This is a genomic window from Nocardiopsis sp. LDBS0036, from assembly GCF_041228755.1.
In the GTDB taxonomy this organism is placed as follows: Bacteria; Actinomycetota; Actinomycetes; order Streptosporangiales; family Streptosporangiaceae; genus Nocardiopsis; species Nocardiopsis dassonvillei.
In genome coordinates this window covers 4,539,284-4,562,342 of the sequence record NZ_CP141103.1, presented here as the reverse complement: position 1 = coordinate 4,562,342, position 23,059 = coordinate 4,539,284, and the positions used below count along the sequence as shown (strand labels likewise).

General features: G+C 71.2%; 21 protein-coding genes. 10 read left to right on the top strand and 11 right to left on the bottom strand.

Annotated features, from left to right (window positions below):
- Position 1: 1 nt before the first annotated feature.
- From tgmC to UIS43_RS19355, 5 genes are all read right to left on the bottom strand, one after another.
- Positions 2-1,180, bottom strand: a complete 1,179-nt coding sequence (tgmC, locus tag UIS43_RS19375) for an ATP-grasp peptide maturase system methyltransferase (protein ID WP_013156437.1) — start codon at positions 1,178-1,180, stop codon at positions 2-4.
- Positions 1,177-2,154 (bottom strand): ATP-grasp ribosomal peptide maturase, encoded by a 978-nt coding sequence (gene tgmB / locus UIS43_RS19370; protein ID WP_013156436.1) that lies wholly within the window; start codon positions 2,152-2,154, stop codon positions 1,177-1,179. The genes tgmC and tgmB overlap by 4 nt, the downstream gene beginning before the upstream one ends.
- Positions 2,154-2,507 carry a putative ATP-grasp-modified RiPP gene (gene tgmA, locus UIS43_RS19365; RefSeq protein WP_013156435.1) on the bottom strand — a complete coding sequence of 118 codons (354 nt, stop codon included), beginning with the start codon at positions 2,505-2,507 and terminating at the stop codon, positions 2,154-2,156. The genes tgmB and tgmA overlap by 1 nt, the downstream gene beginning before the upstream one ends.
- 175 nt (positions 2,508-2,682) lie before the next feature.
- A complete protein-coding gene (locus UIS43_RS19360; RefSeq protein WP_013156434.1) occupies positions 2,683-2,898 on the bottom strand; it encodes a hypothetical protein in 216 nt (71 codons plus the stop codon).
- 52 nt (positions 2,899-2,950) lie between these two features.
- A complete protein-coding gene (locus UIS43_RS19355; RefSeq protein WP_370011159.1) occupies positions 2,951-3,487 on the bottom strand; it encodes an ATP-binding protein in 537 nt (178 codons plus the stop codon).
- Between the two features lie 194 nt (positions 3,488-3,681).
- On the opposite strand from UIS43_RS19355, the gene UIS43_RS19350 reads away from it, so the two are divergent.
- Complete coding sequence (locus UIS43_RS19350; protein WP_370011157.1) at positions 3,682-4,494, top strand: Scr1 family TA system antitoxin-like transcriptional regulator; 813 nt, start codon at positions 3,682-3,684, stop codon at positions 4,492-4,494.
- On the top strand, positions 4,491-4,670 hold the full coding sequence (locus UIS43_RS19345) for a DUF397 domain-containing protein (protein ID WP_370011155.1): 180 nt from the start codon (positions 4,491-4,493) through the stop codon (positions 4,668-4,670). Before UIS43_RS19350 ends, UIS43_RS19345 begins: the two co-directional genes overlap by 4 nt.
- Positions 4,671-4,715: 45 nt before the next feature.
- Here UIS43_RS19345 and UIS43_RS19340 read toward each other — a convergent pair whose 3' ends face one another.
- Positions 4,716-5,618 (bottom strand): 1-aminocyclopropane-1-carboxylate deaminase/D-cysteine desulfhydrase, encoded by a 903-nt coding sequence (locus UIS43_RS19340; RefSeq protein WP_370011153.1) that lies wholly within the window; start codon positions 5,616-5,618, stop codon positions 4,716-4,718.
- A gap of 425 nt (positions 5,619-6,043) precedes the next feature.
- Here UIS43_RS19340 and UIS43_RS19335 point away from each other — a divergent pair, with 425 nt between their 5' ends.
- From UIS43_RS19335 to UIS43_RS19325, 3 genes are all read left to right on the top strand, one after another.
- Positions 6,044-6,781, top strand: coding sequence for a hypothetical protein (locus UIS43_RS19335; RefSeq protein WP_370011152.1), 738 nt, complete (start codon positions 6,044-6,046; stop codon positions 6,779-6,781).
- A complete protein-coding gene (locus tag UIS43_RS19330) occupies positions 6,778-7,281 on the top strand; it encodes an ATP-binding protein (protein ID WP_370011150.1) in 504 nt (167 codons plus the stop codon). The genes UIS43_RS19335 and UIS43_RS19330 overlap by 4 nt, the downstream gene beginning before the upstream one ends.
- Positions 7,282-7,517: 236 nt before the next feature.
- Positions 7,518-9,335 carry an acyl-CoA dehydrogenase gene (locus UIS43_RS19325; RefSeq protein ID WP_013156427.1) on the top strand — a complete coding sequence of 606 codons (1,818 nt, stop codon included), beginning with the start codon at positions 7,518-7,520 and terminating at the stop codon, positions 9,333-9,335.
- 115 nt (positions 9,336-9,450) lie between these two features.
- Here UIS43_RS19325 and UIS43_RS19320 read toward each other — a convergent pair whose 3' ends face one another.
- Positions 9,451-9,672, bottom strand: a complete 222-nt coding sequence (locus UIS43_RS19320; RefSeq protein WP_094800422.1) for a ribbon-helix-helix protein, CopG family — start codon at positions 9,670-9,672, stop codon at positions 9,451-9,453.
- 275 nt (positions 9,673-9,947) lie between these two features.
- Between UIS43_RS19320 and UIS43_RS19315 the strand changes: the two genes are divergently transcribed.
- On the top strand, positions 9,948-10,781 hold the full coding sequence (locus tag UIS43_RS19315; RefSeq protein ID WP_013156425.1) for an SDR family oxidoreductase: 834 nt from the start codon (positions 9,948-9,950) through the stop codon (positions 10,779-10,781).
- Positions 10,782-11,057: 276 nt separating this feature from the next.
- Here the strand turns inward: UIS43_RS19315 and UIS43_RS19310 are convergent, their stop codons facing one another.
- Together UIS43_RS19310 and UIS43_RS19305 are read right to left on the bottom strand one after the other, a co-directional pair.
- Positions 11,058-11,534: a TIGR03668 family PPOX class F420-dependent oxidoreductase gene (locus UIS43_RS19310; protein ID WP_370011147.1), complete on the bottom strand. Its 477-nt coding sequence runs from the start codon at positions 11,532-11,534 to the stop codon at positions 11,058-11,060.
- A gap of 331 nt (positions 11,535-11,865) precedes the next feature.
- Positions 11,866-13,152, bottom strand: a complete 1,287-nt coding sequence (locus UIS43_RS19305; protein WP_370011145.1) for an MFS transporter — start codon at positions 13,150-13,152, stop codon at positions 11,866-11,868.
- Positions 13,153-13,721: 569 nt separating this feature from the next.
- On the opposite strand from UIS43_RS19305, the gene UIS43_RS19300 reads away from it, so the two are divergent.
- Entirely contained in the window at positions 13,722-14,099 is a 378-nt protein-coding gene (locus tag UIS43_RS19300; RefSeq protein ID WP_013156421.1) for a hypothetical protein, read from the top strand.
- A gap of 614 nt (positions 14,100-14,713) precedes the next feature.
- The gene (locus UIS43_RS19295; protein WP_013156420.1) at positions 14,714-15,853 is read left to right on the top strand and encodes a WD40 repeat domain-containing protein; all 1,140 of its coding nucleotides are present in this window, start codon (positions 14,714-14,716) and stop codon (positions 15,851-15,853) included.
- Positions 15,854-16,062: 209 nt separating this feature from the next.
- Here UIS43_RS19295 and UIS43_RS19290 read toward each other — a convergent pair whose 3' ends face one another.
- Entirely contained in the window at positions 16,063-16,692 is a 630-nt protein-coding gene (locus UIS43_RS19290; protein ID WP_370011142.1) for a hypothetical protein, read from the bottom strand.
- A 199-nt stretch (positions 16,693-16,891) separates the two neighbouring features.
- Between UIS43_RS19290 and UIS43_RS19285 the strand changes: the two genes are divergently transcribed.
- Positions 16,892-17,365: a GerW family sporulation protein gene (locus UIS43_RS19285; RefSeq protein WP_370011140.1), complete on the top strand. Its 474-nt coding sequence runs from the start codon at positions 16,892-16,894 to the stop codon at positions 17,363-17,365.
- Positions 17,366-17,501: 136 nt separating this feature from the next.
- On the opposite strand, the gene eccD is transcribed toward UIS43_RS19285, so the two are convergent.
- The gene (gene eccD / locus UIS43_RS19280; protein WP_117198451.1) at positions 17,502-18,836 is read right to left on the bottom strand and encodes a type VII secretion integral membrane protein EccD; all 1,335 of its coding nucleotides are present in this window, start codon (positions 18,834-18,836) and stop codon (positions 17,502-17,504) included.
- Between the two features lie 217 nt (positions 18,837-19,053).
- Here eccD and eccCa point away from each other — a divergent pair, with 217 nt between their 5' ends.
- Positions 19,054-23,019: a type VII secretion protein EccCa gene (gene eccCa, locus UIS43_RS19275; RefSeq protein ID WP_370013265.1), complete on the top strand. Its 3,966-nt coding sequence runs from the start codon at positions 19,054-19,056 to the stop codon at positions 23,017-23,019.
- Positions 23,020-23,059 lie beyond the last annotated feature (40 nt).

The window sequence follows — 23,059 nt, the reverse complement described above, 5'->3', positions numbered from 1 at the left end:
CCTACGGGAGCGGCAGCGGCCAGCGCTGGTCGCTCTCCGCCGAACCGAACCACACGTGCTGGTCCCCCGGCGTGACGGTGACGCCGTAGGCGCTCCAGCCCGGCTGGCCGTTGGCGACCCACCACCGGTGCGCTTCCTCCACCCGCGTCCACAGACGGCGCGGTCCGCCCTGGACCACGGGGTAGCGACCCTCGTCCGCGTCCATGTCGATCTCGGCCCAGGCCCCGTCGGCGCCCTCCATGAAGAGGAAGTCCGCCCCGGTATCGGCCGTCCTGACCACGGTGTCGGCGTCCGTCGTGGCCAGTTGCGCGAGGAACGCCATGGCCGGTTCCCCGCGAACGAGCGCCGGGTTCAGAGTGGTCGTGCTCCGTTCCCCCGCGTCATCCACGCTGACGCGTTGGCGGGGAACGCTGCTCCGCGCGGGCATGAACCCGGCCCACTGCGGAAGGAAGCGCCCCTGCGCCGTGTGGTCGTCGCGCACCCGGAGCCCGAGCATGGCGCCTCCGGTGCCTCCCGCGATGTTGACGAGGATGCTCCCGCCCGGTGCCGCCTGGGTGATCCACTCCGGCGGAACGTGGGTGAAGGCCGTGGTGCTGACGATCCGGTCGTACGGAGCGCGGTCGGGGAAGCCCTTGTGCCCGTCGTACTCGGCCACGACGGGTGTGTATCCCAGGGCGGAGAGGCGTCGGGCGGCGTCGGAGACCAAGCGCGGTGAGATGTCGATGCTCGTGACCCGGTCCGAACCCAGCACCTCGCACAGGATCGCCGCGTTGTACCCGGAACCGACTCCTACCTCCAGAACGCGGGGGTCGCCGCCCAGGTCGAGTTGGTGGAGCATCCGCGCCATGAGGCTGGGCATCGTGGAGGAGCTGGTCCACCGGCCGGTACCGCGTCCCCCGGGCAGGGCGTCGGTCACCGGTTCTCCGGCGATCTCGATGGTCAGCGTCTCGTCGGCGTAGACGTGGCAGGCCCATTCCTCACGCTGGTCGGGGTCCTCAGCGGACAGGAGCCTGTAACGCGCACCCTGCGGGGTTTCCTCGTGCAGGGCGAAGGCCGGGACGAACACGCCCCGGTCCACGCGTCGGAACGCCTCGGTGAGGCGGTCGTCAGGCACCAGCGCGCCCTCCTCGACCAGGCGGGCCACCAGTGCGGACGAGGGTTCGTGAACAACTCCGGTCACATCTGTCCCTTCTCCAGTAGTTCGGCGATGCTCTGCCCGATGGGCAGACCACAGCGGTCCGCGAGCCATCCCCACTCGCCGTTGGGGTTGACCTCCAGCAGGGTCCACCCGCCGTCGGGTGAGACCACGAAGTCGGCGGCGCCGCAGACGAGTCCGAAGGCGCGCATGTAGCGCTCCAGGCCGGAGCGGACGTCGTCGGGGATGCCGACGACCTCGTACCGGTGGGCGTCGTAGTCACTGCGCCAGTCGATGTGCGCGGCCTGGGACCGGGCGTGGATGGCCACGGCGAACATCGTCCGGCCCACGACGGTCAGACGGACCTCGAACGCCTTGTCCACCCATTCCTGGAAGCAGTGGGCGGTCAGGCCCACGGCAGGGTCGCGGAGTTCCTCCACGGCGGCGACGGCGCTGGCGTAGACGATCCGGGTACGGCCCTGTTCGACGTGCAGCGCGCCGCCGACCGGCTTGTACACGACGGGGCCGGGGATACCGGCGGCCCAATCCGCGGCGTGGTCGGGCACGTTCGTGATGATCGTGCGCGGTACCTTCAGCCCGGCCCTGGCCGCCGCCGCCAGCTGGACGGGCTTGTACTCAGCCGCGCTCATGCGTGACGGCTGGTTGATCCAGAGGCAGTCCAGCGCCAGGAGGACACCACCGAAACCCATGCGGGCCTCGCGGTAGGCCCAGCGCTGGTCGGGGCCGGACATGCCCTCGGCCAACGTGAACTGGGAGGGGCGCCGATAGTAGACCCCCCGTACCGATCCCAGGTCCACGCCGCGGAAGGCGTCGTGCACCGCTCCTTCCCAGTTCCCGTCGAAGGCGGCCTCCACCGTCATGGAGGCGGGGAAGTCGCCGGGGTCCATGCGCACGACGGGCACGCCGCGTTCGGACAGGTGATGGATCACGGGGTCGGCGGTGGCGTCCTCGATGTGGGTGAGGACGAGCACCGCCTTCCGTGCTGCGGAGGAGGCCATCAGTCGGTGGTGGTTTCCTCGGTGCTCGGCCGCGCGCTGTCGGGCTCGCCCGTGGTCTCCTTGGTGCCGCTGGAGCGCTTGCCCACGGCCGGTGCTCCGGTGAGGCGGTCGATGCCCCGCTGGGTCACGGGGTCGTAGACGTAGCGGTCCACCGCTGCGGCCACCTCAGGGCGCGGCTTCGGAGTGACCGCGCGCCGTAGCCCCCAGGGCCGGACCCCGGTCGGAGGCTCGTCGCTGGCTTCGAAGACGGCCGTCGAGGGGTCCAGGGGGAAGGCATCACCGAGGCGGGCGATCTGCGCGCGGGACTCGCCGTCGGGCGACTCCAGCAGTGTCGAGAGGTTCGCGGAGGACATAGGGAGTTCCTTCCTTCTTCGGATACCCCGCACCAGGTCAGCGCGGGGTCCCACCAGTTCCACTCGGACGGTGCCCGCGGAACCGGGGAGCTTTCGCCGTGCCGCTGAGTCCGTGCCCGGGATCTCGGCCGGGGCGGCAGACCGTCGCGGACGCGCGGACCGGCTCGTGGCGGCGCTACGGGATAGGGGCGGATTCATCCGGCTGGTTCAGGAGGGCGGCGATGTGTTCCTTGGGGTAGCGGCGTGCTCCGCCCGGAGTACGGAAGGGTCGGAGGACGCGATCCCAGTCGCCTCGGTGGAGGCTGCGGGGGCGGATGTTGAACAGTTGGGCGACTTCGCCGGGGGTGAAGACGTCGGGGCGGCCGTCGAGAAGGTAGCTGTAGTCGGGCATGAGGCGCTTTCCGTGTTCGGCGGGCGGGCGTGGCGCGAGGCGGTGCCGTTCCTCAGACCTTGGTGCTGGGAGCCCCGGCCCACTGCTCCCCAGAGCGGTCGATGAGGGCGCGCACCGTCAGGGATTCGCCCGCGTTTCCGGCCCAGTCCCAGGACACCGACAGCTCGTCCAGCATCAGCAGCCCGTTGCCGGTGGCCTCCAGCGGTTCCGTGGGCTTTCGCGGACGCGGAAAGCGGATGGGCTGGTCCGGCCGGGGTCCGTCATCGGTGACCGTCAGGGTGTAGGTGTGGGGCTTGCGGTGCAGCGTGACCCGGACGGTGCCGCCGGGGTCGCCGGACCGGCTGTGCTGCTGCGCGTTGGTGACCAGCAGGCTCACGGCCAGCACCAGCGGAAAGGCCGCACGGCGCGGGGAGCGGGCGTTGCGGTAGGCCCAGTTCCGGGCGATCCCGACGTGGCGGGGGTCGCTGCCCAGGACGATGCCGCAGCGGTCGGAGTCCTCGAACCGCATCCGCCAGGGCGGTTGGAGCGTCGTCGTTCGGCGGCCGGTAACGCCTTCCGGGGTGGACTGACGAGGGATAGCCTGGTTCATGTTCGTACCTGTTGTCGTGAGAAGCACGGGTTCCGGGCCAGGTCCCGGGGTTGTCAGTACAGCCGCCGGGACTTTTCTTCGGCCGCCGTCACAGTCTCATCGGAAGGCTCGTCTGATCTACCGATCGCTGGGAAATGCGAAATTCTCAGGTAAACCCTGTTGGCGCCTGATAGCGGACTGGTAAGAAGCTGTGCATGGCGAACGAGGTCGATCCGAAGGCTCGGAAGTTCGGCGCCGAGGTGCGCCGGTTCCGTGAGCAGGCGGGGCTTTCGCAGAGCAGGCTCGCAAGCCTGCTACCAGCGTCCCAGGCGACGGTCAGTGATATCGAACTGGGAAAGACCCCTGCCAAAAAGGACACAGCACAACGAATTGACCAGGCCCTTAACAGCGAAGGACGCCTGGTCGCTGTGTGGGAGGAGCAGCACGAGGCCTACACACCACCGGACTGGTACAGGAAGCTGCCAATCGTCGAGCAACAGGCCACCCAGGTTCATGAGTATCAACCCCTTCTCGTCCCTGGGCTTCTGCAAACGCGGGGCTACGCAGGCGCTTCGATCAGAGCAAGCAACCGAGCAGACTCACAGACGGCCGTAGAGACCAAGGTGGCAGAACGCACCGAGCGCCAGTCGATCCTGCGTCGCGATGACCCGCCCTTCTTCTCGGTCGTTCTGGACGAGACCGCGCTGTACCGGCGCCTCGGCAGCCCTGACATCATGAAGGAACAGCTTGGACACCTGTTGGAGACTTCCACATGGAGCAGGGTGGAGATCCTGATCGTCCCCGCCGGTACCTGGAACCATCCGGGGTTGGACAGTGGGTTCAAACTACTGAGGGTTCCGGGCACTGGGATGTTCCTCTACTTGGAGACCAAATCAAGTGGAGGAGTGATCGTTGACTCTGGCACGGTCGATGAGCACATCTCTTTGATGGGTGACCTGCGGGGGGTCGCGCTCCCTCCCGATCAGTCGCGGTCGCTGATCAAGAAAGCACAAGGAGAAGTCGAGTGATCACCGAAGGAACGTGGCACAAGTCCACCTACAGCAGAGGCGACACCACCTGCGTCGAGGTTGCCGAGGGCGTCACCACAGCCATGCGGGACACGCAGAACCGCGATCTGGGACACCTGTCGTTCTCGGCCACCGAGTGGACCGCGCTCGTGGACTCGCTCAAGACCCTCGGCTAGCCACCGGGAGCTACGGGGCGGTACTCCGCCAGGGGTACCGCCCTTTCAGGCCGCCGCACCGTCTCCCACGTTCTGGTCATCCGCGCCCTCGGGCGGGCCGGTGATGAGCGCGACCACGGTGCCTCCCCGGCGGAACCTTCCTCGCGCCACCAGGTCGTAGACCCCGGCGAGCATCTTGGCCACGTAGATCCGTTCCAGCAGCACCCCGTGGCGCGCGTGGAACTCCTGGATGAAGGCGGCCAGCTCGGGCGGGTACTTGGCGAACCCCCCGAAGTGATAGCCGGTCTCGATCGACCAGTTGCCGGTCACCACGCCCGCGTCCTCCTGGAACCGGCGCACCTCCTCGTTGAGGAAGCCACCGCCCTTCAGCACCGAGAAACCGATGGCCTCCCGCCCAGCGAGCAACCCCGCCGCCAGGCCAGCGAGCGTTCCGCCCGTGCCGCACGCGCAGCAGACGGCGTCGAAGTCCGCGTCGATCTCGTCAGCGATCGCGGCGCAGCCGCGCACGGCCAGGGCATTGCTCCCGCCCTCGGGCAGCAGGTAGAAGTCACCGAACCGCTCGCGCAACCCGTCGATGACCTCCGACATGTGCTTGGCCCGATAGGTGGTCCGGTCCAGGTACTCCAGTCGCATTCCCTGTCCCGTGGCATACGCGAGCGACCAGTTGAGCGGCAGGTGCTCCTCTCCCCGGATGACGCCGATGGTCGAGAACCCGCACGCCCTTCCGGCCGCGGCCACCGCGCGGATGTGGTTGGAGTAGGCGCCGCCGAAGGTCAGCAGCGTGGAACGGCCCTGTTCGTGCGCCGCCTGAAGGTTGAGGTGGAGCTTGCGCCACTTGTTTCCCGGCACCTCCGCGCTGATGAGGTCATCGCGTTTGAGCAGCAGGCGGACCCCGTGCTCGCGCAGGAACTCGTCGTTGACCTCCTCCAACGGTGAAGGCAACCGCACGTCCGTGTGACCACAGCCCCTGAGCCCCATACGGGTCAGGCTAATGCGGCGGTCGGAAGGCCGACTGGGTTGGGCGTCAAGCCACGACGACCGGGAAACGGCATCCCACGAGACGACGCCTTTCCCGCACACCCATGCAGTGGCGGGCATTCTCAACAAATGCCACCAATAACGACATTCAGGGCCACTTTCACAGAACTCCAGGACAGCCAGGAAAGCATTGATCATGCCCACTGAACTGCGGCGATGCCGTCAACCCGAAATTACCCTGGAGTAGTTCGCAGAAAAGTTCGCTTCCACTCCGCCCCTGCCCTTAATCTGGCACCGGACACACAACTCCATCCACACAATGACCCCGCGACGGTTAGTCACCGTCCGGGGCCGTGGCCAGCAACTTCGAACCTTTTAGAGCAAGGATTGCCAGCATGCGCCAGTTTAGCGCTGCGGCCCTGATCCGCGCCTTCGGCACGGTCAAGGCCCTCTTCGCGCCTCCCTGCGGACGCCACTCCGCCACCGGCGGCCGACGCCGCCGCTCCACCCGGGTCCGTCGCTACGTCCCGGTTCCCGCCCAGGTCCGCGCTCCGGTCGAGGCCACCGCACCTCCCGCACGAACCGACTGGGCTCCCGAACGCCCCGAGCGACCCAAGCACCCCAAGCGCCCCGCCGCTCCCGGCCCCGCTCCCGCGCCCCGTCTGGCCCCGCCGAGCGCGCGCTTCCCCGCCGAGGACATCGCCCTGGTCCGCCCCTACTACGCGGCCCGAGAACAGGCCCGCGCAGAGGCTCGCGCGGGAACCCGCGAGCCCGGAGCCGCGCGGGTCCGGCGCGAGATCACCATCCGCCTCGACCAGCGGCCCGGCACGAACACCCCGTTCTCCGGCGACCTCCTGGCGACCGACTCTGGCCCGGTCCCGGCCCGGGTCCCCGCTGCGGCCTCGACCAAGGCTCCCGTCCCGGTCCTCGCGCAGGCCTCCGAGCCCGGACCGGCCCCGGTACCCGCCCCCCGCCCTCCGTCCCCCGCGTGCGAGGACCCCGAGGACTGGCGCGCGTTCGCCCGGCTCGCCCGCGTCTGGCTCGACCAGCAGCAACGAGCCGAGCGGACGCAGCGAGCACAGCAGTCACATCAGCCCCGCACGGAGCACCACCGACAGGCGGTCCCGGCATGATCTTCCTGACCACGCCCAAGGTTCCGCGCCCCCTCGTCCGCTGGGAGCACCGCGTCTACCCGGGAGCGCTGGACCAGCTCGCGCGGGTCCGCGCCGACCTCGCGGCCGACCTGGCCGGTTTCGACGGCGACGTCGTAGAGACCGTGCGGCTGTGCGCCAGCGAGCTGTTCGCGAACTCCGTCAAGTACACGGATTCGGGAGAGAGGGACGGCGAGGTCGTCCGCGCGCTGTCGATGCCCAACGCGCGAACGCTCCGCTTCTCGGTGAGCGACTGCGGCGGAGGCGGCGCAATCCCAGCCGTACCGCAGGAGCGGACGGAGGACGAGTGGAGCTGGGCCGAGGGCCAGCGCGGGCTGCTGCTCGTGCAGAACCTGTCCACAGCCTGGGGACACTTCCGCCTCGCCCCCTGGGCCGACCTGGGCACCCACGTGTGGGCCGCCTTCGCCGTCCCCCCGGGCGGCGCTCCGCCCGCCACGCGCCCCTACGTCCTCATCGACTGAGGCCGGATTCCGAACGGGCGGGGAGGCCCGGCCAGCGCCTCCCCGCCCCGCGCGAGCCCCCGAACAGCCCGTTCAGCGCGCCTCACGAAAACCCGCCCCTCCTTTTGGTATCCCCTGGGACACAACTCCCTCCCTCCCACTGGCGCAGGTCGCTACTCGGTAGTAACATTGACTTGTTACTAGTCGGTAGATCCGCGTGTACAGACACCGCGGCCAGGGACACAGCGGAGCTGTCCATGACGCATTACAAGAGCAACCTGCGCGACATCGAGTTCAACCTCTTCGAGGTCTTCAAGCGCCAGGACGTCCTGGGGCAGGCCCCCTTCGAGGAGCTGGACGAGGAGACCGCCCGCACGATCCTGGACGAGGTCAACCGCCTCGCCACGGGCGTCATCGCGGAGTCCTTCGAGGACGCGGACCGCAACCCCCCGGTCTTCGACCCGAAGACGAACACCGTCGCGCTCCCCGAGAGCCTGAAGAAGTCCTACAAGGCCTACATGGACGCCGGCTGGTACAACCTCGACCTCCCCCAGGAGCTGGGCGGCCTGGGCGCCCCCCGCTCCCTGGTCTGGTCCGCCGCCGAACTGATCCTCGGCTCCAACCCCGCCGTGCACATGTACTCGGCCGGTCCCGGCTTCGCGAGCATCCTCCACTCCGAGGGCAACGAGGAGCAGAAGCGGTTCGCCGAGCTGGCCATCGAGCGCGGCTGGGGCGCCACCATGGTCCTCACCGAGCCGGACGCCGGTTCGGACGTCGGCGCGGGCCGCACCAAGGCCGTGGACCAGGGCGACGGCACCTGGCACATCGAGGGCGTGAAGCGCTTCATCACCTCGGCCGAGCAGGACATGACCGAGAACATCTTCCACCTGGTGCTCGCGCGTCCCGAGGGTGCCGGCCCCGGCACCAAGGGCCTCTCGCTCTTCCTGGTCCCCAAGTACCTCATCAACGAGGACGGCTCGCCCGGCGAGCGCAACGGCGCCTACGTCACCAACGTCGAGCACAAGATGGGGCTCAAGGCCTCCACCACCTGTGAGCTGACCTTCGGCGACAAGCACCCCGCCATCGGCTACCTCGTGGGCGACAAGCACGACGGCATCCGCCAGATGTTCCTCGTCATCGAGTACGCGCGCATGATGGTCGGCACGAAGGCGATCGCCACCCTGTCCACCGGCTACCTCAACGCCCTGGAGTACGCCAAGGAGCGCGTGCAGGGCAACGACCTGGCCGCGGGCAAGGACTCCCCCAAGGTGACCATCACCCACCACCCGGACGTGCGCCGCAGCCTCATGACGCAGAAGTCCTACGTGGAGGCCATGCGCGCCCTGGTGCTCTACACCGCCACCCAGCAGGACGCGATCCAGATCGCGCACCGCACGGGCCAGGACGCCACGGAGCTGGAGGCCATGAACGACCTCCTGCTGCCGATCGTCAAGGGCGTGGGCTCCGAGCGCTCCTACGCGCTGCTCGCCGAGTCCCTCCAGACCCTGGGCGGCTCCGGGTTCCTCCAGGAGTACCCGATCGAGCAGTACATCCGGGACGCCAAGATCGACACCCTCTACGAGGGCACCACCGCGATCCAGGCCCAGGACTTCTTCTTCCGCAAGATCGTGAAGAACGGCGGCCAGGCCCTGGGCAAGCTGGCCGGGGAGATCAAGGCCTTCGCGCAGAGCGACGCGGGCAACGGCCAGCTCAAGCAGGAGCGCGCGCTGCTCCTGGAGGCGGCCGAGAACGTCGAGAAGATCGTCGAGCTCATGGTCGGCCACGCGATGGGCTCCGCCGAGGACGCGCGCGAGCTGTACAAGGTGGGCCTGAACTCCACCCGCCTGCTCATGGCCTTCGGTGACGTCGTCCTGTCCTGGCTGCTGCTGCGCCAGGCCGAGGTGGCCCTCAACAGCATCGACGGCGCCAGCGACGAGGACAAGGACTTCTACACCGGCAAGATCGCCGCCGCGCGCTTCTTCGCCGAGCAGTTCCTGCCGCGCATCGCCGCCGAGCGCCGCATCGCCGAGGGCGTGACGGTGGACCTGATGGACGTCCCCGAGTCCGCCTTCTAACCACGTCGGACCCAGCGGGAGGGCGGGGCGGCCACCGGGCCGCCCCGCCCTCCGGCGGATGCCTAGGTCAGACCGTTCTCAGCCGCTCCACCGGTTGCCCCGTGATCTCCGCGACTCATTCCCACGCCCGTTTCATGACCGCCGGATCGGCGAGGTCGGAGAAGGCTTCGGAGAAGCGCGCCAGACCGTCCACGGTCACCGCACCGCCGGAGGGGTGCGCTGTCCGCTCCAACAGGCGTCTCAGGTACTCGCTACGCGACAGTCCCTGCCTCCTGGCGTCCGCGTCGATGACTTCCAGGACGCCTTCCGGCACGTTCCGGATCAGCACGTCGGCCATGGGACCACCTCCAAGCGGTATCCGAGGATCATCCCGAAGTTCCGTCGCCGAAGGAGCGTGACGGTGGACAAGCGGGACGCCCCGCGCCACGGTCCCGTGCGCGGGACGCGCCGGTCGCGGCTCACCGGCTCCGGTCCCACACGCCCGGAACACGCCCGCTCGGGCAGCTCCGCCGCACGTCCGCGCCACTCGTCCCACGTGTACGGGGGGTGGCGCTGGGTAGCCGCTCACCCGAGCGCGTGCGCCGCCGGGAGGCGCACGGAAGGGGGCAGAGCATGGCACGCGACGACCGCGTCGAGGGAGCAGGGGAGTTCGACGACTACGACCGCGTGGCGGTGGTGACGGGCGCGGACAGCGGAATCGGCCGGGCGACGGCGATCCGCCTCGCGCAGCAGGGCTTCGACGTCGGCGTCACCTTCCACAGCGACGCGGAGGGCGTGCACCGCACGGAGGCCGAGATCCGCGAGACCGGACGCCGGGTGTCCGTCCGCCAGCACGACCTCTCCGACCCCGTGCGGGGCTCGGAGGCCGTCGCCGAGCTGATCGAGGACCTCGGCGGCATCGGCGTCCTGGTCAACAACGCGGGCACCGGCTCCGGGGAGCACCTGCTGGAGACCAGCTACGAGCGCTGGCGCGAGGTCCTGTCCGTGGACCTGGACGCGCCCTTCCTGTGCTCGAAGATCGCGGCCGCGCACATGCGCGACGCCGGTCGCGGCGGCCGCATCGTCAACATCACCAGCGTGCACGAGGAGTTCCCGCGGGTGACCGCGGGCGCCTACTGCACCGCCAAGGGCGGCCTGAAGCTGCTCACCCGCGTCCTGGCCCTGGAACTGGGCCTGTACGGCATCACCGTGAACGCGGTGGCGCCGGGCGAGATCGCCACGCCCATGACCGGGCAGCACGAGGAGGAGCCCGCGCTGGACTCGCGCGCCGGGTACCCGCTGCCCCGGCCGGGCCACGCCTACGAGGTGGCGGAGGCCGTGGCCTTCCTCGCCAAGCCGGAGGCGTCCTACGTCACCGGCGCCTCGCTGTTCGTGGACGGCGGACTCTCCCTGATGGGCCCGCAGGCCGGTGGCGCGCTCCAGGACGCCACCTGGCGCGCGGGCTGACCCCGCCCGCACCCGGATCCGCCGCCGCGGTCCGCTGGGAGGCTCCGGCCCGCCCCGGCGCCACCCAGAGGACCGTGCGCGGCGGTCCCCCCATTCAGGTGGCGGTCTTTCTCCCGGCGTCACCGTCGGCCGCCGACGGTGATGCCGCAAGAGGGACCACCGTCGAACGCACACGCCCCGCGCCTCAGCGCCCCGCGCCGTCACTGCTTCGGCGCGTCGTCAGTTTCCCGGCGTGCCGTCAGCGTTGCGACGTGCCGCCAGTGCTCCGGCGTGCCGTCAGCGTTCCGATGTGCCGGGCTCGGCGCCGAACTCCGCGTCGGGCTCCGCGTCGGGCTCCTCCGCGACCGACCACCCGGACCAGTGGCGGACCTCCACCAGGATGATCGCCTCCTCGGGCGGCGTGCCCCGGTACTGCGGATAGCGCTCAACCAGCCTGTCGCGGGCCTCGGTCCAGGCCGGGCCGTCGTGCAGGACCAGCGCCTCACCGTCCGCGCGGACCCACCACAGCCGGTCCCAGTCGTCGGAGTACTCGTCCGCGAGCAGCGACACCCGGGGGTTGCCCTCGATGTCGCGCATCCGCCTGAGCCGGTACGTGGTCTTGGGCTTGTGGTCAATGGGGATCGCGATCGTGTCGCCGTAGGCCGCGAACACCACGGGCACCAGATGGGGCTGCCCGTGCTCGCCCACCGTGGCCAGCCTGGCGACGCGGCTCCGCGCGAACATCTCCCTGGACCGTTCCGGACTCCACCTCATGACAGAGAAAATCCCACGCGGCCCGGGGCGGCACAAGGGGCACGCACGCCCCTTTTTCTGTCCCTTGTCCTCACGTGCGCACGCGCGCGAGGCGTCGGACGGCTCTCCCGCAGGGGGTGGGACATGCTTGCCCCCGCGCACGCTCGCGAGGCCCCGAACGGGCTCTCCGGTCTCGGGCGACGCTTCTTGTCCCGCGCGCACGCGCGCGGGGCCGTACGCACGGCGAAGGCCGGTCGTCGGACCGGCCTTCACGCATGCGGTCGTCGGTGGCCCCGGGAACCGGGGCGCACCTCTTCCTTCCCGCGCACGCGCACGCGCGCGAGGCGGAGTCCTAGACCCGGGGACGGCGGAGGACGAAGTAGTACAGCGCCGCGGTCGCGCACACCGTGGCGACGGCCATCGGCACGAACGCCAGCTGGTAGGCCTCGGGGCCCTCCGGCAGCGTCTGGAGCAGCGCGCCCGCCGCCACCGTGCACACCACGGCGGTCGTGAACCCGCTCATGTTCACCAGGCCGGAGGCGACGCCGGTCCGGCTCGCGGGGATCCCGTCGCGCGCGAAGTCGAAGGAGACCGTCGGCGCCAGGGTCTGCCCGATCGCGCTCGCCGCGAGCACCGTCAGCCCCAGGGCCACCGGGACTCCCCCGGGCCACGCCACCATCAGCAGCCAGCCCAGGCTCAGCGTCGTGCTCAGGATGAGCCCCAGCCACCGGCGCACGCCGGGGCTGCGCCCGATCACGACGCCCGCGAGCGGAGCCATCCACAGCCCGCCCGCGGCCAGGGCGGTGAGGGTGAGGGCGGCGGTGTCCTCGGACAGCCCCAGGCCGCCCACGAGGAACGGGTAACCCCACAACACCATCATCATCGTGAACGGGGCCATGACGGCCGCGTGGTGGGCCATGCCGATCTGCGGGCCTCGCGAACGCAGCGCCTCCTTGAGCGCGGCCCACACCGAGATCGGGTCGGCGACCGTGGAACGGCCCGCCGCACCGGCCGGGCGGTCGCGCACGACCACCAGCATCAGCAGGGCCATCAGCGCGGTCAGGACCGTGGTGGCCAGGAAGGCGGCCACCCAGCCGAAGCCCTCCAGGGCCCAGGCCATCGGCGCGGCGCTGGCCACCTGCCCCGTTCCGCCGACCACGCCGGTGAGCCCGCTGACGAGGGCGTAGCGCGAACGCGGGAACCACAGGGCCGCCAGGCGGATGACGTTGAGGAAGACCAGGGCGTCGCCGAGACCGATGAGGAACCGCCCGGCCACCGCCACCTCGATGCCGGGGGCGAGCGCGAACAGGCACGCGCCGACCGTCATCGCCGCCATGCCCATGACGAGCGTGTAGCGGGGCCCGAGCCGGTCGGCCAGCAACCCGGTGGGCACCTGGAGGACCACGTACACCAGGAGTTGCAGCATCGGCAGAAGGGACAGCAGAGCCGGTCCGACGTCGAAGCGGGCCTGGGCCTCCAGGGCGGCCACACCCAGACCGTTGCGGTGCAGCATCGCCAGGAAGTACCCGCCCACGGCGACGCCCCACACGAGCCAGGCCCTGGCGCCGCCAGCGGGTTCGGAGGCCACGACGCCCTCCCGTGCAGTAGTCCGGTCACCGGATGTCTCGGTCTGTGTCACTGGGCGACTTCTCTCCGTTTCGTACGACCGTTCCAGTGTCCTCCACATACGGGACCAGCCCTTACACCGGGGTGAAAGCGTGGGCAAAACCGACGGGAACACCGGCATGTCGGGAGGAGGCGTGGACGGCAAAGCCGGGGTTTGACCGGGTCAAGGGCCCGTAACCTGCACTAAGTCGCGGAGAGTCACGACAAACACGCCAAGAGTCGCCACAACGAGTGACACTGGCGACATCCCCCACACAAACGGACAGGCTTTTCGGGAGGCTCAAAAAACGGTCTGGTGTTCGGAATACATGCCCTGAGCTGGTAGTTCTTGATTTGGTGAAGTCGAGACACATTCGTTAAATGTGATATTGGTCACTTGTAGAAGCCTCGACTACAAGGGGTCAGTTGCTGCTAGCATCCGGAGCGCAAAGAATAACTACGAGGTAACGACACCGTTCACGCCTCACCAACTTTGTGGAGGGAACCCGCCAAGGCCACCTGAGGCGGAGCACCTCGATCCGCGGCGACGTGGCCGCACAAGCGAACACGGCACCGCGGCAACCTAGACCACTGGAGACGACCTTGAGTCACTGGCGCCTGAACAACCCCCGGGCCTCCCGGGCGAAATCGGCCCTCGCCAGGCGAATCAAGCACAAGCCCCGCCACGCCTTCTGCGCCCAGCGCGCGATCACGGCACTCCTGGGCGAGCTCGCCTCCGTGACCCCCCGCCAGTTCTACTGGTCGGGCAGCTCCGAGCTGGCCGTCGTCTCGGTCCAGCGGGACGTCAACGTCTGGTGTCGCGACGGCCGCTTCTTCTGGAACGACCTGTTCCACGGCGGCCCGGTCTCGCACCCCGCGAGCGACCCCGTCGGCGCCGCCGAGCTCCTCAACCCCTTCGCGCAGGGGCCCGAGCCGGTCTACGGCCACGGCAGCGTCATCAAACACACGGTCGCGGCCTGAGGCCGCACGGCCGGATCCGAGGCCCCCGGCCAGCGCAGCCCCGCTGGGGCCCCGGCTGCCGCCCGCGGAGCCCGCTCCGCACACGTACCCGCCCGCGCACTCCCCTGTCCGGCGCACGGCCTCGTACGGGCGCTGAACGCGCCCGGCACGCCTGTCGGCGTCCCCATGCCCCGCGCGCGGACCCCGTCGCCCCGCGCGGCGCCGTTCTCCCGTGGAGACGACCCTCTTCCCGCACACGCCCCTCGGCCACCTGTCCGGCGCGCGTGCGGACGATCCCTTGCCCCTTCGCCTACCCGCGCAGGAGGGTTCGACACGCCCCGGTTCGGCGTAAAGCCGAAATCCCCTGGCACACGGGCGTTCCCGCGTCCCGTTTCCAAAGGCCCCGGCGGACCTTTCGCCCGCCGCGCGTCCCTGCGGCCTTCCTCCGGCCGAGAGATCTTCGGACCTAAGGCACCAAAAACTGACAGACAGGCACATAACCTGTCCGAACCCTCCAGAACCATTCCCCACCAGCGGTCTTCTGGGGTTACGGTGGCTGCTGACAACCACACACGCACCGGCCCGGAACCGTCGGGCCGTCCTCGCTCACCCCCGTAACACCCCCCAGAGGACCCATGCGCCCCCTCCACCCCGAAGAACCCTCACGGCTCGGGGAACGCCGCCGCCGCTCCCTGCTGCGCGCGGCAGCGCTGGCCGGTGTGGTGGTGCTCCTGGTGAGCGTGGGGCTGTACTCCTTCACCGCCCCCTCCTGGGACCCCCAGGCGGCCGAGGGCGCCGCCGACTGCTCCGCGACCGGATCGGCCGTCTCCGACAGCCTCGCGCCGACCGGGACCCCGATGGCCTCCTTCCCCGAGGACGTGCCGCTCGCGCTGTCCTTCTCGCCCGACGGCTCCGTCCTGGCCGTCTCCCAGATCGACACGGTGACCCTGTGGGACTGGCGGGAGTCGCGCGCCATCGCCCGCATCGACCACGACTCCTCCGCCGTGCCGCCGACCCCGGCGGCGTTCAGCCCCGACGGGTGCCTGCTCGCCTACGGAACCCTCGACGGCGCCACCGTCGTCGATCTGGAGACCGGCAGGAGGCGGGACGTCGGCGAGGAGAGGGCCGTGCGGTCGATCGCCTTCAGCCCCGACGGCTCCTCACTCGCGCTGGGCGTGCGCGGCGACCCCGACGGACGGCACCTGCACCTGCACGACACCCGCACCTGGGAGCTGGAGGCGCGGCTGTCCGGCTCGGGCGTACTGGGCTCGATCAGGTACTCGCTCGACGGCAGCGTGGTGGCGGGCGGCGAGGAGGGCGGCGGGATCGCCGTGTGGGACACCGGGAGCCTCTCGCTGCGGGGCCTGATCCGTGAGCGCGCCGGTGTCGGCGCGGCCTCGTTCGACCTCGTCCCGGACGGCTCGGCCGTGCTGCTCATCCGCTCCGGCTCCGTGTTCCTCGTCGTGCCCGGAACCGGAGCGATCGTCCGCGAGTTCGTTCCCGGCTCGGACGAGGGCATCCTGGTGGACGTCGCGTACAGCGCCGCGAGCGGCCGTGTGTTCGCCGCCCGCCTGGACCCCTCCACCGGCCGCGGCGACATGGTCGCGTGGCGGTACGCCTCGGCGACCGAGGTCGCGCTGGGCCCGGACCTGCCCCGGGTGTTCCCCATGGCCCTGTCCCAGGACGGGTCCCGGGTGGCGGGCCTGCGCACGGGGACCGGCGACGTCGCCGTCTACGACACCGAACTGAGCCTGATCAACGTGCTCACGCCCTGAGCCGGGCCGCGGGCGTGCGGCGGGCCCGCTCTCCGAGGCCCCGGGGAAGAAGTGGGCGGGGGAGTCACCGCGCAGGGGAGGTGGAGGGCGTCCGGACCGGCGGGGCCCCGCCGCGGGAGGCCCGGGCTCCGTCCCCCTACCGGCACGTGTCCGGCCGCCGCTCCCGAACCGGGGCCCGGGGCCGGACCCGGGTCCCGGTTCGGGAGCCGCTACCCGACCGAGGCGAGCAGTTCCTCGGCCACCGTCAGGGCGCCGTCGAGCAGTTCCTCCTGCGCGCCGCCCCCCACCTGCTTGTAGCTGACGTGCACCATGACCTGGCCCTCGACCACGGTGACGTCCGCCCCGTCGTCACCGGAGCCGGAACCGGTGACCGCGAAGTCGCCGAGGTCGATCCCGGGGTCGGCCTCCTCCTCGGTGACGCTGGCGAGGGTGCTGTCGGCGTAGGGGCCCTCGTGGACCTCCATGTCGTACTGGAGCGTGAGCCCGCCCGCCGTGACGAGCAGGCAGGACATGCGCAGCCGGTCGAGGTCCTCCAGGTCGGCGGGGTCGGGGCGGCCCGTGGTCTGCTGGGCGTCGCTGCGCATGTCCTCGCCGCCGAGGAGTTCGTCCAGCGTCTCGTCCGAGGGGACGGCGCACAGGTCGTCGGGGGCGAGCTCCATCGGGTCCACCAGCTCGACCGCCTCCTCGGGGGTCCCCTCGGTCGGGGAGTCCTGGGCGTCGGCCGCGGCGGCGTCGGGGGCGTCCGCGGCCTGCTCCGGCTCCGCGCCGCCGCAGGCGGTCAGCAGGAGGGCCAGGACCAGCGCGGTCGCGGTCTTCGTCGTGTGGGGCGCAGGGGACACCGGGGGTTTCCTTCCTGGGGAACGCGGACGGCGGACACCATATCGCCCTCCCCTCACATTCCGTCACACAGCGTTCCGGCCAACGCCGCCTTCCGCAGGCCGCGACCCGGTGTCCGGAACAGGCCAGGAACGTTCCGGGCACCTCGGCCGCGTTACACAATGGGGCGGGTACGCAACCGCCACGAAGGGACCCGCCGCCATGCCGGACACCGCCCTGGGCCGCCGCGCCCGCCGCACCAGTCCCGCCCTGTCCGCGCTGGCCAGGCTGATCGAGAACACCGGCGCCTCCGCGCGGTCCTCGTCGGCGTTCGGCGCGGCCGTGGTCGCGGAGGGGTCCACGGTCGTCCCGGTGGCCCGGGTGACCGCGCTGACCATCATGGGCGGTGGTTCCAGCCGCCTGTTCGCCGCGGGAGGGGACGGCGCCGGGGGCAGCGGCTTCGTCCGGGTGCGGCCCGCGGGCTTCCTGCTGATCGACCGGGAGGGGGCGCGGTACCGCCCCATCCGGCAGCCCGCCTCACTGCTCGTCATCCCGCTGGCCGTGGTGACGGCCGCCGCGGCCACCCGCATCGTGGGCGTCTCGCTGCGCGAGGCGCGCCGCCGCCGCGCCCTGACCGCGATGCGGGAGTCCACCGAGGCCGCGCGGACCCCCTGCGGGACCGGGCGCACCGACTGACCCGCCGCGCCGGAAGCCGCCTCCGGACGGCGCCGGGCCGTCGCGGGGTTCCAGCCTCTCCTCGGGAACCGCGGCGCGCCGGACGCGGACCCTCCGTACGCCCCGCCCGTTCCCGGGGGGGCCCGCCGTCAGCGGGCTACGAGGTCATCCGCTCCACGAACGCGAACAGGCCCATCCCCCAGGCGAACACCGCGCACATCGCGATGATCACCAGGATCTCCGTCCAGTTGAGGAGGCGGCGCAGCGAGGCCCGCGGCACGTCGGTCAGCCGCACCCAGCTCAGCACGCCCAGCGCGATCCCCGCCACGAGCGCGACCAGCGGCAGCCACGGCGCCAGGAACGCGTACTCGCCGACCGTCGCGACGCCCGCCGCGCCCAGGCCCAGCACCCCCGCCAGGCGCAGCGGCAGCACGTGCCGGATCCGGTCGAACAGCCGCGAGCGCAGCACCAGCAGCAGCGAGAGCAGCGCGCACAGCAGCAGGTCGGGCAGGCCCGTGGCCAGGTAGGCCAGCAGCACGGTCGTCGCGCCGCCGCTCACCGCCGCGCCCAGCACGATGCCCAGCAGGATGCGGTCGGTGTTGCCGAAGGTGTCCTCGAACCGGTCCGTGGTGACCTGCCCCGAGCGCCCCACCTCGTAGTCGAGCCCGGACAGCCCGCCCATCACCATCGCCACGCGCGGCAGCGCGCCCACGCACAGCGCCAGGACCAGCCCCATGGACCGCGCCCCCTGCACCGGCTCCACGAAGACGCCCACCGCCACGAGCACTCCGGCCGTCACCGCGAGCACGCCGAGCGCGCAGATGTAGGCCAGCCCCGTCTCGTGCATCGTCCAGCCGATCACCGCCACCAGCAGGGCGCCGGACAGTGCGAAGGCCGCCTGCACCAGGAAGTTCGCGTCGGTCAGCAGGTTCGCGGCGAGCACGGCGGTGACCGCGCCCCACGCGCAGGCCGTCGTGAACAGCACGTGCGCGACGGCGGGCAGCGGCCTGCGCGCGGCGAGGAGCATCACCGCGACCGTGAACAGGGTTCCCGCCGAGGCGATCCCCAGGTGCCAGGCGGACGGGCTCAGCCGCATCATCAGCCCCAACAGCAGCAGGGGGCCGATGGCCGCGACGAGGAGGCCGAAGGACAGCGTGGTCGTGGGGTTCCAGATGTGCGCGGTGGCGTCGACGCGGTCCTCGACCGCTCCGCGGACGTCGTCCACGTGCGCGGGCCTGCCGGGCGCGGTGCGGCGGTCCAGCACCAGCACGTCGCCGTCGTAGACGCCCGCGTCCTCCAGCGGCTGGTCGGGGTGGACGGGCTCGCCCTCCACGGTGGTGAGCGTCCACGCGGCGGGTTCGGTGCCCTCCTCCTCGGGTGCGCAGACCTCCAGGATGCGGGGCATCAGTGTGGCCACGGGAACCGTTCCGGGGAGTGCCAGATCGGCCCAGCGTTCCGGTCCGGTCACCGTGACCCGGCAGTATCCACTCACACCAAGAATTCCTTTGTCGTTCGTCGTGGGCGGTTGTCACCCTCGGGGGGAGACGGACGTGAATTAGGCGATTCGCGGGGATCGCGAGATCATTCCTAGCGTAGCCACCCAGACACCAGCCCCCGTAGGCGGACCGAAAGAGATCCCCGTGGCGACGAGACCCGTACCCCGCCCAGCTCGCAGCGTCCCGACCGCCCCCGGGAACACTCCGCTCGTCATCGCGACCCCTCCGCAGATGCCGGAGAATCCGCCCTCGTCGAGTTCCGGCGCGATGATCATCATGCCGATCATCACGGGTTCGGGTTCCTTGCTGATGTCCATCACCATGGGCCACCGTCCCCTGATGGCCGTCGCCGGTGTGATGATCATGATCGCCAGCGTGGTCGTCGGCATCATCATGTTCGTGGCCCAGCACAACGGCCCGCGCAAGCGCATCCGCGAGCAGCGCGAACGCTACGTCGACTACCTCGACCAGCTCCGCGAGATCGTCCGGGACGTGGCCTCCGTCCAGCGCGCCGACAGCGCGTTCCGCCACCCCGACCCGCAGCTGCTCGTCGATCCGGCGCGGTCGCGGACGCGCCGGTGGGAGCGGCGGGCCGCCGACCCGGACTTCCTGGACCTGCGGGCGGGCACCGGGACGCGCCCGCTGGCGCGGCGGCTCAGGCTCAAGGTCGACACCTCCTCGCCGCTGATCGTCTACGACCCCGTGTGCCAGGGCGCGGCCGACCAGCTCATCGAGCTGTACGCGAACGTCCCCGAGATGCCGCTGGTCCTGCCGCTGCGCGAGCACGGCGTGGTGTCGGTCGTGGGCGACCGCGAGGCGGCGCGGGGGCTGGCCCGCTCGCTCGTCGCGCAGATGGCCACCTTCCACTCCCCGCACGACCTGCGGATCGGCGTGGTGCGCGACAACAAGCTGCGGTCCCACTGGGAGTGGCTGAAGTGGCTGCCGCACAACACCTTCGACGACGCCAAGGACGGGCCGATGCCCGCCCGTTTCGTCGCGGTCAACACCGTGCAGATCGCCGAACTGCTCTCCGACGAGATCGAGCGGCGCACCGTCGACCTCCAGCGGCGCCGCGGCGCACCGCCCGGCCCGGGCACCCAGCGCCTGGTCGTGGTCCTGGACGGCGAGTACCAGTCGACCCTGTCCGGACTGCACGCCGAACCGCCGGTGACCTCCCTGGCCGACCTGGGCATCCACGTGATCGCCCTGGTGGCGGACCGGCGCGAGGAGCCGGAGGGCGTGGACCTGCGGCTGCGCATCGACGCCGACGGCACGCTGACCGAGGCCACCGAGCACGCCGACACCTCCGAGGACGCCCCGCGCGTCCCGCTGGAGGGCCGCGCGGACCGGTCCGACGTCGCGCACCTGACCTCCCTGGCCCGCATCCTGGCCCCGTACGGCATCGCCGTCACCGACGGCGACGACGCCATGCACGCCACCGTGGGGCTCCCGGAGATCCTGGGCGTGGCCGACGTCGCCCAGCTGGACACCCGGCAGACCTGGCGCAGGCGCAGCACCGGCGACTACCTGCGGGTGCCGATCGGCGTCGGGCCGAGCGGCAACACGGTGCTGCTGGACCTGAAGGAGTCGGCGTTCGGCGGCATGGGCCCGCACGGCCTGGTGGTCGGCGCGACCGGTTCGGGCAAGTCGGAGATGCTGCGGACCATGGTGGCCTCGCTGGTCATCAACCACTCGCCGGAGTCGCTCGCGCTGCTGCTGGTGGACTTCAAGGGCGGCGCGACCTTCGCCGACACCGACCGCCTGCCGCACAGCACCGGCCTGATCACCAACCTGGCCGACGACGACTCACTGGTCCTGCGGTTCCGCGAGGCCACCTACGGCGAGCTGGTGCGCCGCCAGCAGATCCTCAAGGACGCGGGCAACCTGCCCAACCTGCACGCCTACGAGGCGGCCCGGGAGAACGACCCCGGCCTGGAACCGCTGCCGCACCTGCTGATCATCATCGACGAGTTCTCCGAGCTGCTCACGGCGCACCCCGACTTCGCCGAGCTGTTCGTGGCCATCGGGCGCATCGGCCGGTCGATCGGCGTGCACCTGCTGCTGGCCACCCAGCGCCTGGAGTCGGGCAAGCTCAAGGGCCTGGAGTCGCACCTGTCCTACCGGGTGGGCCTGCGCACGTTCTCCGAGGCGGAGAGCCGCGAGGCCATCGGCGTGGGCGACGCCTACCACCTGCCGCCCGAACCGGGCTCGGGCTACCTGAAGGTGGACACGTCGGTCTTCGAGCGGTTCAAGGCGGCGATGGTGTCGCAGCCCTACGAGCCGCCGGTCCAGGAGGAGAAGGAGGAGCACGAACCGGTGCTGCCCCTGCTCTCCTTCAACGGGCTGAACAAGGTGACCGGGGCGGGCTCGCTGGTGGAGTCGCTGGTGGAGTCGGTCCGCGGCAGGGGCGAGGGGTCCGGGCGCGGGGAGGACAAGCGCACCACGCTCCAGGTCACGGTGGACCGGCTGGTGGCCTCGGGCGCGGAGAAGGTACGGCCGATCTGGCTGGAGCCGCTGCCGCGACTGCTCACCCTCGACAGGGTCTTGGAGGAGCTGGGCGAGGGCGAGGACCTGGAGGGCGCCGGAACCGAGCCGCGCCCGTCGGACATGCGGGCCGTCATCGGCCTGACCGACATCCCCCGCGAGCAGCGCGTCGTTCCGGCCGAGATGGACTTCACCGGCGCCGAGGGCAACGTCATCGTGCTGGGCGGGCCCCAGTCCGGCAAGTCGACGCTGCTGCGCACGGTGGTCGCGAGCCTGGCGTGGCGGTACCCGCCGGGCCGCGTGGGCGTGTACGCGATCGACTTCGGCGGCGGCGCGCTCCAGGCGATGGAGGATCTGCCGCACGTGGCGGGCGTGGCCGGGCGGGCCGATCCGGAGAAGGTGCAGCGGGTGCTGGTGGACGTGCGCGCCCAGCTGGACCGGCGCCAGCGCGTGTTCCGCAAGTACCGGCTCGACTCCCCCGCCGCGCTGCGCCAGGCGCGCGCGGACGGGACCGTGCCCGCGAACGTGGTGGGCGACCTGTTCCTGCTGGTCGACGGCTGGTCCTCGGTGCGCGACACCTTCGACGAGGCCGACGAGGTCCTGATGGACATCGCGACCCGGGGCCCGTCCCTGGGCGTGCACACGATCCTGACCGGCGCCGCCTCCTCGCAGATCCGGTCCCGGTTGCAGGCGCTGTTCGGCGGCCGGTTCGAGCTGCGGCTGAGCGACCCGATGGACTCGGGGATCGGGCGCAAGGTCGCCGAGGCGCTGCCCAAGGACACCCCGGGGCGCGGCCTGACCGCGGAGGAGCACCACACGCACGTGGCCCTGCCGCGGGTGGACGCGGTGGCCAGCGACGAGGACGTCACCGACGGGATCCGGGACCTGGTCAAGCGGATCGGGGAGCGCTGGCCGCAGAAGGCCGTCCAGGGCGTCAAGACGCTGCCCTCCAAGGTGGAGCTGTCCGACCTGCTCAAGGGCCGCCGGGCTCCCAAGGGCCGTGCCGCCGAACTGGTGGTGGGCCTGGCCGAGAGCACGCTGGCACCGGTCACCACGAACCTGTCCCGGGACCCGCACCTGGTGGTGTACGGCGACCCGCAGACCGGCAAGACCACCCTCCTGCGCGGACTGGTCAAGCAGATCGTGCAGCGCCCGCCCACGGAGATCGGCGTGGTCATGGTGGACTTCCGCCGCAGCCACCTGGAGCTGGTCCCGGAGGACCACCTGCTGGCCTACTGCACGAGCGCGGAGCAGACCCAGGCGGTCGCCGCGAACCTCGCGGGTTCGCTGAAGCAGCGCCTGCCGGGGCCGGACGTGACCCCCAAGCAGCTGCGTGAACGCAGCTGGTGGAAGGGCCTGGACCTGTTCATCGTCGTGGACGACATGGACATGCTGGGGGCGAGGGCGAACCCGCTCGCGCCGCTGGTGCCCTTCATCGCGCAGGGCTCCGACCTGGGGCTGCACATCATCGCGGCCCGCCGCACGGGCGGTTCGGCGCGGGCGATGTTCGAGCCGGTGCTCCAGGCGCTCAGCGACATGGCCACGCCGGGCGTGCTCTTCTCCGGAGACCGGATGGAGGGGCGCCTGGCCAACGGCACGGCGTCCAAGCAGCTGCCGGTCGGCCGCGCCCAGCTGGCCCGCCGCGGCCAGCGTCCGGACCTGGTCCAGGTGGGATGGAGCGAACCGCCCGCGTGACGGGAGTTCCGCGCCGCGCGCCTTCGCGCGGTGCGGGCCT